Genomic DNA, 14663 nt, shown 5'->3' with positions numbered 1-14663 from the left:
TCTTATCACTCCCCTTTTTTCGTTTTATTCTTTTTTTGAGTAAAGAAACTAAATCCTCCAAAAATAGCGCTGATGATTAACGTAAATAAGCCCAGCATGACCCCCGCTGCTGATGCATACCCCATTCGTGACGTACCGCCGCCCATTCCTCCGCCAAATGCATAGTTGAATACATAAAGATCCAGCGTTTCTGTAGAGTTATAGGGATCGCCATTCGTTAATGTTTTTACTAAATCAAAAGCATGCATCCCGTTTACAATCGACAACAGCAAAATGACAGCCAATATAGGTTTCAGTAACGGTAATGTAATATGAACCAACGTTCTCCAAAAACCGGCCCCATCTAATTGCGCTGATTCATACATTTCAGACGGAATGGATTGTAAACCGGATAACCAGTAAATCATGTTCATTCCAAGGCTTTTCCAGGCTCCGATTACAACTAAAAGTATCATTGCTAAGGTGGACGAACCTAACCAGGGGATAGGTTGTTGTATGAAGTTAATCGATTGAAGTGTCTGGTTGACCAGTCCATTCACCCCAAAAATATTGTTCATAATAACTCCAATAATGGCTGTTGTCGTAACAACCGGTAGAAAATAAATCGTTCGATAAAATGCCTTTCCCGTAAATTGCTGTGTATTTAAAATGATAGCTAGAATCAAAGAGGCCCCTACCCCAATGACAGTAGTACCTAGAACATAGTAAATGGTATGTAAAAACGACCCCCAAAATCGAGTAGTTTGAAAAAGTTCAACATAGTTAGCAAAACCTACAAAATCATTAAGAGGGCTGGCACCATCCCACGCAAAAAAAGAGTAAACATAACTCATAATGATGGGGTATAACGATAAGCCTAAAAATACAATAGCCTGAGGGAGAAGAAATACATAAGCCCATCTATTTCTTGATTTAGTCAATGGAGTAGTTTTTTGCTTACCAATGGTTCTTGTTTTCTTAGCTATCTTTTCCATTTCAAGTTTTCTCCTTTCGCTTAAAAATAGGGCGAGCGTTTATTCCTTCTTCCCAACACTCGCCCCTCGTCTATTTATTCTAGTTCCTCATAATCTGCTTCTGTATATGGTTCAAAAGGAACCCAATTATCAAATATAAAATCCTTTCTATCTACAACATCGCTTTTATTAAGAGCACTTTCAAACGATTTCTTCCCTTCCTCTGTCGCTTCCTCAAGTTCGGCTTCCAGGTCATCAATTTCTCCTTGTAAATAACCACGTAATATCTCACCGGCGCTGTAGGAAAGCGATCCATGATAATCTTGTATTACACCACTTGTGTTAATATTTCTTTTATAGATGTCTGGAACTTGCATACTGTGCTCACTCATAATATTTGTTATGTCATTATATTGCTCAAAAGGCGCCTCTTCTTCGCTGACCTCCGTTGCCAATGCCGTTTCATGAGCACCAGACGCTGCTACAACTTCCGTATATCCGTACTCTATAAAATAATTCAAAAATGTTTGAACCTCTTCCCAATGTTCCGTATATTCTGAAACCATTAAACCTTCTGTTGTTAAAGAATCACTATAATAAGGGTCTCCATTTTTCGTTGGCATAGGGGCAACACCCCAGTTTTCAAATCCTGCCCCTGTTTCTTCATTTACTAAATTGGCTCCGGTCCAATTTCCTCCAAAGAAAAAAGCAGCTCTCCCGGCAGCAAAGTTGGCAAGTGCTGTAGGCTCATCATTTTCAACACTTTGCGGATCTAAAACATTTTCATCCTGCAAGTCATTAATAAATTCAATGGTTTCTATAGTACCGTCCGTCGCAAAGTCAACTTCTCCATTTTGATAATTAATCTGTTTCCCTACATCGATAGACGTGTGCATACTAGGGGTAATAGATGTTCCCATCTGAGAAATAAACATATCAGATAACCAGCCTGCTTCAGCTCCAAGGGTCAAGCCATAAATACTTCCATTGGATTGTTCATTAATGTTTTTCCCGACTTCCATCATTTCTTCCCACGTTTTTGGAATCTGTTCTTCCGTCATACCTACAGTATCTAGAACATCTTTGTTATAGAACATCATCACACTGGAATTACCGGAGTATAGCGGTAACTGATAAACGTCGTCATCAAGAACAGTAAAATTCTCCGACCACGTGCCATCTCGAAAATTGTCCCTAATCTCGTCTGTAAAAATTTCATTCAAATTTTTTAGTTGATTTTGTTCTACTAGTTGCCTAACAGGCATGACATTCGCCCTCACAAAAATGTCCGGTAACTCATCGTTATTAATAGCTGTTTGAAACTGTTGGTTCCCTGAGGCCCCCAGATTTTCCATATTGATCGCTATATCCGGGTGTTCTTCTTCAAATTCTTCAATGAAAGATTGGAAGTGCGATTCTAATTCCGGCAGCCTGTTCCAAAAAGTTAAAGTAGTCTCCGCGTCGTTACTATCCTCTTCATTCTCGTCTTCTCCTGCTCCCTGAGCACATCCTGCCAATAAAATAAATACAAATGAAAAAACAAGTACCCATTTTTGGTTCATCAACATTTCCTCCTCTTAACTTAGTTTATCCTTTATTCAAACAAAGACCACAGCATTAAAATTTAATTCGTTCTAATATTCGGAATTTTTATCGTCGATTACTTCTTTATTTCATCCTATGATAAATTTATATCAATAAGACCGTAGCACTTTTATCGATTAAATCCGTAATTCTAAGCTTTTAACTTTGTTCCAAACGAAAGAACTTTTTCATTCTTGAGTCCAATAATCTTCCACTCAACATGCTGCATACGTTGACCCTACAGAAAATCACATAACCTAATTTTCATAATCTTTATTTACTATATAAACTAAGTATAGGTACTTATGAAAGCGGTGTCAATGTTTTGTTGTCTATATAATAAGGATCTGGCATGAAAGGTATTCATAAGCGAATAAAGAGGATACAGACATGTCTAGTGGGAAAAGAATTAAGACGTTTTCTTAGACATTACGAGGAGAGTCTCAGACGTGTTCTTAACCGTTTTCATTATGGCTGGGAAAAATTTTTTATGAATGATAAAATTGTAATAGTTCCCCTATAATGCGAAGACGGAGGGTTTTTATGATGGGTATTAAAGTTGAAAAATCGGAGGACAATCTCATTATTAAATGGCAGCTATCCAAGACCGAAATACCGATTTCCGATATCACGGATGTGACATTAGACGACACTTACGGCGGGCAGGACAAAGAAGCCATTAGAATAGGAACTCCTTATGCCACCACCGATAGAATTGCTATTACAACGGGAAGTGGCAGTTATATTTTGTGTACGACAAACGTCGATTCTCTTTTAAAGAAAATAAATAAATATGTGAATGAAGCATCTTAATTTGTTTACGGAAGTCGATTGATAACGTCTGTTATGTCTTGATTTAATGTTTCTTCGTCTATGTCTGACGGTGCTTCATTTTCAAGATTATATTCATCTTTCAGACGTAAAATCCGTTCTACACTTTCATCCAGTGTATCTTCAGAGATTTCTTCGTTTTCCACAGCCTCTAAAATCGCTGCTTTCACTTCGCCGTAATTTCCATTCATTGCATCATACATCATGAACATATCCGTACCAGCTTGAATGGATAATACGGCTGCTTCTGCCATTCCGTAGTTTTCGGTAATGGCTCCCATCGTCATATCGTCCGTAATCACGACACCATCAAAATTTAATTCTTCTCGAAGCATATCTGATATAACTTCATCAGACAGGGATGACGGGTACTCCTCATCAATTTCAGAATATAAAATATGTGCCACCATTACCATGTCCGCTCCTTCATCTATTGCGTCTCGGAACGGAACGAGCTCAAATTCTTTCAGTGTTTCCATCGATTTATTTACTTCTGGTAGATTAATATGTGAATCAACCGACGTGTCCCCGTGTCCTGGAAAATGTTTCACCACAGGTACGACCTGCTCTGCTTTGATGCCTTCCATTGTCGCTGTTCCTAAATCAGAAACAACGGCGGGGTTTGCCCCAAATGACCGGTCGCCAATAACGGGATTATTCGGGTTATTATTAACATCCAATACCGGTGCAAAGTCCATATTGAAGCCATATGCTTTCACCTTTTCAGCAAGCAGTTGGCCGATATCCTCCGACAATTCCGTGCTATTGGCCTCACCGATAACACGGTTGGTTGGAAAATTCTGTACTGGTTCAGGAATACGGCTCACTCGGCCTCCTTCTTCATCAATCCCCATAAATAAAGGAACATCATTCGTCTGATCAGCCTCTATAATATCTGTTGTATACTGTCGGAGTTGCGGACTGCTTTCTATATTTTCTTCTAATAAAAAAAGGCCTCCGAACTGTTCTTTTTCTATCGTGTCACGTTGTTGTTCACTTAATGACGTTCCTTGTACTCCCACATACATCATTTGGGATATCTTTTCTTCCAATGTCATTGATTCAACCTGCTCTGCAACAGCATCTTTATTGTTCTCTTCTTTCCTATCTGATTCGATAGGTTGCTGATTCATATTTTGAGGCTCCTCTGTATTGCTGTCCCTGTCCTGCGATGAATCATTGTCCGTACAGGCGGACAACATCATTATCCCTATCAAGCATGGTATAACGATACTTTTATTTTTAAACATGTAGATCTCCTTTGACCATTAACGTGTGCTTTTCAGTATAACGCATTCCAGATAATGACTCTAGGAGTAATTTGGACAGTATTCTTGCTTCTTTGGCAAGTAAATTCCGCTGTTTGGCTGGTATCAGTCTTCGTTTGTCTAGTAAACTAGTCCATAAAGTCAGATTTTATTTGGTCGTTGCCACTTGGGGGTCAAATAATTCAACTAACAGAAGCGAAACAGCTCCTAACGAGGTTGCGCGTTCCCCCAAATCGGAAATTACCACTTGGGTTTGCTTCGCTTTTTTCGTCAGTGCTTTTTCGGCAATCGTCGTCTTAATAGGTGATAATATAAACTTTTCCGCTTTCGCAACGCCGCCCCCTATGACAATTTTACCTGGATTCATGACGTGAATGAGATTTGTTAAACCAACACCGATATACACACCCGTTTCCTCAAGGATTGTCCGACACACATAATCATTCTCTAGTGCGGCTTGATAAACCAGCTCCCCATTGATACGGGAAATGTCATCATCTGCCATGTCTGTTATAATGCTTTTCTCTCCCGATTCGACGGATTCTTTTACTTTTTCCGCAATAGCCGGTCCTGACGCCACGGTTTGAAGGCAGCCATGGTTACCACACTGGCACTTCTTTCCGTGAATATCGAGGGTCATATGTCCAATTTCTCCAGCTGTATCGTACTCCCCATGATATAATTTTCCATCAATCACCATACCGGCCCCAATACCGCGCCCCATATTAACAGCCATCATACTTTTAGATGTTTCGCTATCTCCGAACCATGCTTCTCCAAGAGCCATGGCCCGCGCATCATTTTCAACCTTCACTACATAGGAAAACGTGTCTTCTAGCTCTTGTTTGATAGGAATATTGCGTAAATTCATGTTCGGTGCAAACAAAGAGGTTCCAGATTCAACATCAATCACCCCGTGCATCGCAACCCCGATACCGATCACTTTCTTTTGTAAATGTGCATATGTTTCCAGAAATTCTTCAATCCCTTTTTTAAGCATATTCATAAATTCTACTTCAGAAATAGAGGTCGTAATCGGGTAAGACGTTTCATAAATGATTTGCCCCGATAAGTCGGAAAGAATCATCTCCATTTCCTTAGGACCCGCATCAATTCCAATAATATAAAATTCTTTACTGTTGATAACCAACATCGTTGGTTTACGGCCGCCTTGGGATGTTCCGAGATTACTCTCTTTCACTAACCCTTGTTCGATCAACTCCTTCACAATACTGCTCACCGTTGGAGGAGTTAATTTTGTATCTTTTGCGATTTGTGCTCTAGATATCGGACCACTAGTCCGTATTTGGTTTAAAATAATAGATTTATTCAATGATTTCATCCATTGAAAACTTCCTGTTTGTATCATAATCATTTCCCCCAACCGAGAATTTTCCCCATCATACCATAAATAAATTAAATTAATTAACACACATCTATTATTGCTCATTTTATGTTATAATTTACATGGTTAATCGATACAAAGGAGACTATTATTACTTATGGAATCAGGTCTATATAAAATAAGTCATTGGATTATGCGTCTAGCTCACTTGAATCTCTTATGGATTTTATTTACTTTCGTTGGTCTTGTCGCTGCTGGTATCTTCCCCTCTACCACCGCTATGTTTACAATCGTTCGCGACTGGGTGAGAGGAGAGCATGATAAACCTATATTCTCAACATTTTGGTCGGCATACAAGAAGGAATTTTCTCGTTCCAATTTACTCGGATCGATTGTTTTAATCATTGGTATTATCTTATATGTCGATTACTTTTATTTCCTTAATATGCAAGGAGCTATTGGTACCGCCATGTCTATTTTATTTATCACTACTGCCGTATTGTACCTCATGCTGGTGTCTTTTTTATTTCCTGTTTTGGCCCATTATGATTTCAAGACTATCGATTATATCAAATACTCGTTTATTGTAGGAGCCTCTTATCCCCTGCATACCTTTTATATTGTATTAAGCGTTGGAGTCGTTTGGTACGCAACAGTGGTATTCCCCGTTATTCTAGTATTCTTTTCCGGAAGCTTTCTAAGTCTATTAATAATGAGATTTGCTTATACTGCTTTTGAAAAGATCGATAAAAAGATAACAGCAAATTAATTACAAAGCGCATAGAAATATTGGTAGAAATCAGGCAACATCTCGACCGTTGCCTGATTTTTTTATTACATCAATGGTTCAAAGCGCATCATAAATTCATACGAAGTCGTCTTTAATTTATACATATCGAGAACGTCCGGCCCGCAACTTGCCGAACCTAACCCATGATGCTTGTGGTCAAGGGTTAATGTTACTCGTTCATGTTCAGGTAAATCATACGTATGCTGCGCACGTTCTAAATCTTGTGTATCATAGTAATGAGCGCTAAAGTCAAACGTTGTATCGCCAGTCACCTTTATTCCTGTTTCCTGTTGACTATATAGTTTCACCCACGATACGTCATGACGATTGCCATTTTCTTGAGGAAAAACATATGGAGTGGATAGATTACGTATTTCCTTTTTCCACTTCCCGTACCTCACACCTTCTTTACTATCTATATAAGCTTCTCCAGGTCCCTTCCCAAACCATTCTGCCTTTTTTAAGTGATTGGACAGTTCAAGCTGCATACCGACACGAGGCAATGTTTCTGGATAATCCCCCTTCGGAACAATCCAACTTCTGCACTCTATGGCACCATCTGCATACACTTCATACGTTTGGCGTACTTGAAAATTCCAGTCAAGACTAGGAGGCGCCAATGATTTTTCAATTAAAATCACAATTTTCTCTTCTTTTTCCTCCAGCTGCACATTGTTCACTCGGCTCTGTAATGCTTGAAGTTTCGCGTCCTTCCACTCTTGAAAAGAAGGTTTTGATTTCCATTTCGGTTGTGCCCATATATCATTATCAATCGGAGCCCGCCAAAAATGTAGAGAAGGTCCCCGTTCTAGCAACTGTTCTCCATGATATTCCCATGTCTCTAACTGACCATTTTTTGTAAACAAAACACGGAAGTCTTCACCGGTTATCATGTAATACTCGTTTGTTTCTTGCGTTTCAAGAAAAGTGTGTATTCCACGGACTCTGTCAACTTGGTTGTAGGTAGGAAGCTTACATTGTTCCCATGCTATTTCAAATCCTGCGTCCGCCCAACGCGTAGCTTGAGCTAATGTAAACTGAAACGTTACATAAGAATCTTCTTCCCATTGATTGTCACTCCATGGGACAATAATTTCTGTAGTGGATTGGGGGGATATGCTCGACAAAGGCAATGTTCCGCTCTCTATCGTCTTTCCACCCTGTTCCACTGTCCATGAGGCATGAAGATGACCACTATCTATGAAATCATATACATTTGCAACCTGAAAACGACCTTGTTTTACATCAAGAGCTTCCACTTTTAAAGGTTGAATCACTTTTTTGTATTCTAGTAATGCTGGAGATGGAGTTCGATCGGGCATAACCAAACCGTCAATGACAAAATTGGAATCATGCGGATACTCTCCAAAGTCACCGCCATACGCGTAGTATGCTTCCCCGTCATCTGTGTAACGTAAAATACCATGATCTAACCATTCCCATACAAAACCGCCCTGCAGTCTATCATATCGGTAAAAGGTGTCCCAATACTCTTTTAGGTTTCCCGGCCCATTCCCCATGGCATGGGCATATTCACAAAGAATATGTGGTTTTTGTAAGTCTGTTCTTGTACCGAGATGCTCCATCGTATCAATCGATGTATACATCGTCGTGTGGACATCGGATGCTTCAGGATCCCTTGGAGGACTATTTTCATGTCCTTTTTCCCCCATTAGTAAGCGGGCTTCTCCTTCATAGTGTACTAATCTACCAGGATCACGGTTCTTCACCCAGTTCGCCATCGCCGTATGGTTTTCGCCAAATCCGGATTCATTTCCAAGAGACCACATAATAATCGATGGGTGATTTTTATCCCGTTCCACCATCCGTTCCATTCGATCTAAATAAGCTTCTTTCCAGTCAGGATTTTGGCTGAGTTGATCCCAATCATCGATAACAGTAAATCCATGACATTCAAGGTCTGCTTCATCTATGACATAGAGTCCGTATTTATCACAAAGATCATAAAATCGCGGATCATTTGGGTAATGAGCGGTCCGGACAGCATTAATATTATGTTGTTTCATTAACTTTACATCAGCTTCCATCCACTCCAAAGGAACAGCTCTTCCCAATTCTGGATGGTGGTCGTGTCGATTCACGCCTTTTAATTTTATCGGCTTTCCATTTAGAAGAAACAAACCATTTTTTAATTCAACCGAACGAAATCCTACGTTTTGGGAAATCCATTCTGTCGTCTCCCCGAATTCATCTGTATGTTCGAGTAAAAGAGTATACAAATACGGATACTCCGCAGACCATTTCGACGGATTATGAACAGGAATGGATAGTGTTTCGTTGCTTGAGAAGGATTCTTGCGCCACCGTTTTTCCATCCGCATCCAACAACGTTGCTTCTAAATGATTAGCATTCTTTCCTTCTATGTCTGTTTCCACCATCAACATAGCGTCTCTATAATGTTCATCTAACGTTGTTTTCACAAATACGTCGCGAATATGTGTTTTCGGTTTTGCCATGAGAAAAACATCACGGAAAATACCGCTTAACCACCACATATCCTGGTCTTCAATATAACTTCCATCTGACCACTGATACACTTGGACTGCTATTTGATTTTTTTGTTGAACCAAATAGTTGGTAATATTGAACTCGCTCCCCACTCTGCTTCCCTGACTGTAGCCTACTTCTATCCCATTAATCCAGACACGAAACGCACTATCGACTCCTTCAAATCTAAGAATAACCGTTGACATTAGCCAATCATCAGAGATATAAAACGTTCTTCGATAACATCCCGTTGGATTTTCGGACGGTACATTAGGAGGATCAACAGGAAACGGGTATGGAACGTTTGTGTAATGCGGTCTTCCATATCCATGCATTTGCCAATTGGACGGAACTGGTATATCACTCCAATCTTCATCTTTAAACGAAATAGAAAAAAATTGTTCTGGAACTCGAAAAGGAGTAGACCCGTAATAAAACTTCCATCTGCCATTCAATGTTTTTATATTCGTACCCCTTCCATCAGCTAGTGCTTCTTCCTTTGATGAATAAGAAAAAAATGTTGAATGCTCCGGTAACCTGTTCTTTTGCAGTACTAGTGGATTTTCCCAATCATGTTTCATGTGATCCTCCTTTTTCAAATGAATAATGTCCTATCTCTGTTTTGTATTCGACGCTCGTTCGCTTATAAATAGTTTTTTCGACCAAGTAGTAAGGCGAACAAAACCCCAGCTGACGCCAGAGTTTTTGAAATCCAGTCCTAATGTTTTAGTATCGCTAGTTACCATACATTCGAAAGACATTCAAAGAAGGTAAAGCTCTTCCTTCAAAATCAAACATCGCCTGATTCTCCCAGGCGTTTCCTTCCCCACTTCTCCATCCAGCTCCTTCTACAGGAATCCATATCGGCTCCCAATAAAAGACACCTCTGCCTCTGTCATTCGGAACGTCTCGAACAGCCTTCATCACATCTCTAAAAGACTTCGCCTGTCCTTGTATGCTTATTGGATAGCCCGCAATCTCTGCTTCCTGCTTTGTGAAAATATTTTCCCATCCGTCTCCTTCACGATCTGTGTATCCATAAGACGTCTCCGCTACAGCAACATCTTTATCATATCTATTACTTATATCATTTAAATTATGTTTTAATTCCTCTATCGTACCGTGCCAATATGGATAATAGGAAAGGCCGATAACATCAAACGCCACGTTTCTATCTGTGATTTCATCAAAAAACCACTGGTACATGTCATTATCCCCGCCATCTGCTAAATGCAGCATAATTTCTGTATCATCATGAGACGCCCCATCATGAACTCCTTCAATGCCAGCTTTGAGCACATCTGCAAGTTGATCAAATCCTCCTGCATCTTCTCCTGACAACGCTCCGTCCGGCCAAAGAACTCCATTTTGAATCTCATTTCCAATTTGAACCATATCTGGAGCAACATTTTCTTCTTTCATCTTTTCAATGACTTCCTTAGAGTAGGTATATACTTCTTCCACTAATTCTTCGGACGATAAATCACTCCATGCTGCCGGCTTATCTTGTCGTCCTGGATCCGCCCAAAAGTCCGAATAGTGAAAATCTAGCAGCACCTTCATGTCTCTTTCCTTTGCTCGTTTTGCAAGCGAAATCGTATCTTCTACATCGTTGTAGCCATCCATCTCTTCAGGATTATTCCAAAGCCTTAACCGAATGTAGTTCGCTCCATGGTTATCCAAAACATCAACGGGATCTGTGAGTTTTCCGCTTCTATCATAAAATTGTCCGCCGTTATCTTCTACAGCAGCTAAACTAGAAATATCAGCACCTTTAATAAAACGATCAGCAGATGATTGACTTGCAGCAGCAACATTTCCTCCTGCATTCCACAAAACAGTACTTGAGAGTATGAATGTCATAAATATAAGACTTATCTTCTTCATTCGTTCTCCCCCTATCATTTATTTTGTTCAGCTCATTCCTTAGTTTTTCACTGCGCCTGCTACCCCTTCGATAAAATAACGCTGCATAATAATGAAAATAATCATTACAGGTAACAAAGAGATGGTTGCCGCTGCTGCCATACCTGCATAATCAGCCGTATACGTCCCAACAAAGTTCTGCATCCCAACAGCCAACGTTCTTAACTCCGGCCTATTCACCGTTAGTACTAATGGAATCAGGAACGAACTCCAGGTCCATATAAACTGCATAATTGCTGTAGTTGCAACGATTGGAGCACTTAACGGAAGCATAATACGGAAAAATGTTCTTAAAAATCCAGAACCATCAATTTCAGCCGCCTCTTCCAATTCTTTTGGTATATTTGCAAAGAAAGAAGCAAACATTAAAATAAATAAAACATGGGCCCCGGAGGCTTCGGCCACAATAACCCCTAACAGAGAGTTTGATAACCCTAAATCACTGACAATTTTATATAAAGGAATCACGGTGTATCCTTTCGGGATAAACATAATGGCGACAACGATAATCATTACTGCTTTTTTACCCGGGAACTGAATTCTGCCTAAAGCATACCCAGTTAAAGCACTTAAAATAATGACAATACATACAGTTGCCAGCGTAAAGATAACCGTATTTCCAAAATAACCAGCAAAGTTTGCATTTTCCCAAGCGTTGGTATAATTGCTCCATTGCGGATCCTCAGGAATCGGGTTGATTCCACTCGTCAAAAACTCTGTATTCGTTTTCAAAGAAGAGAGTACCATCCATACAAACGGATAAATCCAGATCAACCCGAATATAATTAAACAAAAATGTATAACTAGACGTGCACTTTTGCTCGATATCATGATTCTTCGCCCCGCTTTCGCTTACGGTTTTCCAGAAAGGTTTTTATTTCTTTACGGAAAGACAACATTCCATATATTAAACTTATGACGAAGGTGAAAATCCCTAAAAGAACACCTGTAGCAGAAGCATATCCCATTCTTGTATTTCCACCTGCATGTTCACTAGAAAAAGCATAGTTATAAATAAACAAGTCAAGTGTTTCTGTTTGGTAATATGGTCCACCGTTTGTTAATGTTTTTACTAAATCAAAAGCATTGATTCCGGTTACTAAGGAAAGCAACACAATAACCGCAAGCATTGGTTTTAAAAGGGGTAGCGTAATGTGCCGCAATGTCTGCCAAAAACCAGCCCCATCTAATTGTGCTGATTCATACAATTCGTTTGGAATAGATTGTAAACCAGCCAGCCAATATACCATATTTACCCCTAATCCCTTCCAAGCACCAACAATAATAAGTACTAAAAGGGCCAAAGCACCGTCAGTCAGCCATGGAATAGGAGCATTTGTAAGGTTAAATGTTGTAAGAATTTCATTAACCAGCCCGTTAATCCCGAAAATACTATTCATAATAATACCAACGATGGCTGTTGTCGTAACGACAGGTAAGAAATAAATCGTGCGGTAGATTCCTTTCCCTTTTAGTCTTGCATCATTTAAGACAATAGCAAGTATTAATGCAACCCCGACACCAATAGAGGTCGTTCCGATAATATAATAAACAGAATTCTCAAAAGCCTGCCAAAATCGAGGGTGACTTAGCAATTGTTTATAGTTCCCAAACCCGATGAAATCATTAAGCGGACCAATTCCAGACCAATTATAAAAGGAATAAACGTAACTCATTATAATCGGATAAGCAGATAAAACAAAAAAGAACACAACTTGGGGTAAAAGAAATATATATGCCCATATTGCTCTCTTTTTTGCCCGCCCACTCATTTTTACTTTAGATGCTTTTTTATCAGATATTTCTTTAAAGGCATCCGATTGTTTTGGATTTATAGACATTATTTCTTGACTCCTTCTCCAACATCATTTAATAGAAAGGGGCACAAATTCTATAGCGGCTGAATATTTCAAGCTATAGAATGTTGTGCCCCAGCGTATGGTTTTAATCTAATTCTTCATAATCATCCAGGGTATAAGGAGTGAATGGCTCCCAGTTAGGGAATTTATAATCATCGCTTGAAACATCCGGGTATTCTTCTAACGTTGTTTCAAATGTGCCTTGCGCTTGTTCGTCCAATTCTTCTATTTCAGCTTCAATATCGTCCACAGCCCCAGCCAAGTACCCGACAACCGGGTCACCAATTCCTGCAAATCCTAAGCTGTCATTATAGCTTCTTTCAAATTCAACAGTATTTAAGTTATCTTGTGCTGGTTTTGGAACCGGTATAGCCAGTTCTTCCATTAAAGCAACGATATCATTATATTGATCATAAGGAGGTTCTCCACCTACGTCCTTTTTCGCTGGAACACCAGTACCAGATTTTACATATAACTCTTCATGAAGATTATCTAAGGCATACTCCAAAAAGACTTTAACCTCTTCCCAATGTTCTGTGTTGTTACTTACTTGAAGACCATCGGCCTGTCTAGCAGCTGGATAATAATAAGGTTCACCATCTTTGGTAGGAAGTTCAGCTACTCCCCAATTTTCGAAGCCATGATCGTTGTATAATTGTGTCCCTGTCCAGTTCCCACTGAACCAAAATGCGTTATTTCCAGCGGCGAAATTTGCTTCCGCATCTATCGTACTAACCTCTGTACTTGTAGGATCCATAATATTCTCTTGTTGCAATTGTTTCAGGTATTCTGCCGATTCCACTTTACCTTCTGTCGAAATGCTCGGTTGCCCTTCTGTGTAATCAAATCTCCAAGGTGTGTTTGGTGAAATTGCAGTTCCCATCATATTCACAAGAGAGTCATTTGACCAAGCTTCATTATTCCAAGCTAATGGATAAATGGACTCGCCTGATTCTTCATAAATCGTGTTCCCGACTTCAATAAATTCTTCCCACGTTTGTGGAATGTCATCTTCAGATAAGCCATACTGTTCTAGGACATCTAAGTTATAATACATTACCATCGCGCCGCTTTTCGGAGAAACAAACGGAAATACATACGCTGTTCCATCTAACGTTGTACCATTTTCCCACCATGTACCTTCTACGAACTCACCTCTTACTTCATCGGTAAATACTTCATCTAAATCCTTCACTGCATCTACTTCAACAAGCTCCTGTAAATCCGCAGCTGTAGTAAATAAATCAGGCAGTGAATTATCAGATAACGCCGTTTGAAATTGTGCTTCGTGAGATTCCAACGGTAAATCCTGTTTATTAATCTTTATATCTGGATGTTCTTCTTCAAAACCTTCTATGAGTCTATCAAAAGGCGCTCTCAATTCAGGATAACGGTTCCATAAATCTAGTGTAACAACACCATCTTCCTCTGATGCTTCATCACCATCCACACTGCTATCGCCGCCATCCTCTGGATTAGCACAAGCAGAAATCACCAAGCCGAATGTAAGTATGATTGTCAACAACCACAACGTTTTTTTCAAAAATAACTCCCCCTAAATGTAAGTTTTATTTAATTAAATTAATTAACTATGAAATC

General features: G+C 39.6%; 11 protein-coding genes. 2 read left to right on the top strand and 9 right to left on the bottom strand.

Translation table 11 applies throughout. The features are described from left to right. Positions 1-5: 5 nt before the first annotated feature. Positions 6-974 carry a carbohydrate ABC transporter permease gene (locus J2S78_RS02075; protein WP_306895753.1) on the bottom strand — a complete coding sequence of 323 codons (969 nt, stop codon included), beginning with the start codon at positions 972-974 and terminating at the stop codon, positions 6-8. Between the two features lie 74 nt (positions 975-1048). Beyond that, positions 1049-2515, bottom strand: a complete 1467-nt coding sequence (locus J2S78_RS02070; protein ID WP_306895752.1) for an ABC transporter substrate-binding protein — start codon at positions 2513-2515, stop codon at positions 1049-1051. Positions 2516-3080: 565 nt separating this feature from the next. On the opposite strand from J2S78_RS02070, the gene J2S78_RS02065 reads away from it, so the two are divergent. After that, on the top strand, positions 3081-3350 hold the full coding sequence (locus tag J2S78_RS02065) for a SunI/YnzG family protein (protein WP_306895750.1): 270 nt from the start codon (positions 3081-3083) through the stop codon (positions 3348-3350). A gap of 5 nt (positions 3351-3355) precedes the next feature. On the opposite strand, the gene nagZ is transcribed toward J2S78_RS02065, so the two are convergent. Both nagZ and J2S78_RS02055 read right to left on the bottom strand, forming a co-directional pair. Continuing rightward, positions 3356-4501 (bottom strand): beta-N-acetylhexosaminidase, encoded by a 1146-nt coding sequence (gene nagZ / locus J2S78_RS02060; protein WP_306895749.1) that lies wholly within the window; start codon positions 4499-4501, stop codon positions 3356-3358. A gap of 283 nt (positions 4502-4784) precedes the next feature. Beyond that, complete coding sequence (locus tag J2S78_RS02055; RefSeq protein WP_306896976.1) at positions 4785-6002, bottom strand: ROK family transcriptional regulator; 1218 nt, start codon at positions 6000-6002, stop codon at positions 4785-4787. Positions 6003-6138: 136 nt separating this feature from the next. Between J2S78_RS02055 and J2S78_RS02050 the strand changes: the two genes are divergently transcribed. Then, on the top strand, positions 6139-6750 hold the full coding sequence (locus J2S78_RS02050) for a YesL family protein (RefSeq protein WP_306895747.1): 612 nt from the start codon (positions 6139-6141) through the stop codon (positions 6748-6750). 65 nt (positions 6751-6815) lie between these two features. On the opposite strand, the gene lacZ is transcribed toward J2S78_RS02050, so the two are convergent. The 5 genes from lacZ to J2S78_RS02025 form a co-directional block, all read right to left on the bottom strand. Beyond that, positions 6816-9860, bottom strand: coding sequence for a beta-galactosidase, LacZ type (gene lacZ / locus J2S78_RS02045; protein ID WP_306895744.1), 3045 nt, complete (start codon positions 9858-9860; stop codon positions 6816-6818). 154 nt (positions 9861-10014) lie between these two features. Continuing rightward, positions 10015-11166, bottom strand: coding sequence for a glycoside hydrolase family 53 protein (locus tag J2S78_RS02040; RefSeq protein ID WP_306895743.1), 1152 nt, complete (start codon positions 11164-11166; stop codon positions 10015-10017). Positions 11167-11205: 39 nt separating this feature from the next. Beyond that, entirely contained in the window at positions 11206-12036 is an 831-nt protein-coding gene (locus J2S78_RS02035; protein WP_306895742.1) for a carbohydrate ABC transporter permease, read from the bottom strand. Then, positions 12033-13046 carry a carbohydrate ABC transporter permease gene (locus tag J2S78_RS02030; RefSeq protein WP_306895741.1) on the bottom strand — a complete coding sequence of 338 codons (1014 nt, stop codon included), beginning with the start codon at positions 13044-13046 and terminating at the stop codon, positions 12033-12035. Before J2S78_RS02030 ends, J2S78_RS02035 begins: the two co-directional genes overlap by 4 nt. Before the next feature lie 103 nt (positions 13047-13149). Beyond that, positions 13150-14607: an ABC transporter substrate-binding protein gene (locus J2S78_RS02025; protein WP_306895740.1), complete on the bottom strand. Its 1458-nt coding sequence runs from the start codon at positions 14605-14607 to the stop codon at positions 13150-13152. Positions 14608-14663: the final 56 nt, after the last annotated feature.

The organism is Salibacterium salarium (assembly GCF_030813635.1).
Taxonomy (GTDB): Bacteria; Bacillota; Bacilli; order Bacillales; family Marinococcaceae; genus Salibacterium; species Salibacterium salarium.
Note: the sequence above shows the minus strand (reverse complement) of the source record. Positions and strands in the feature narration are given on the sequence as shown.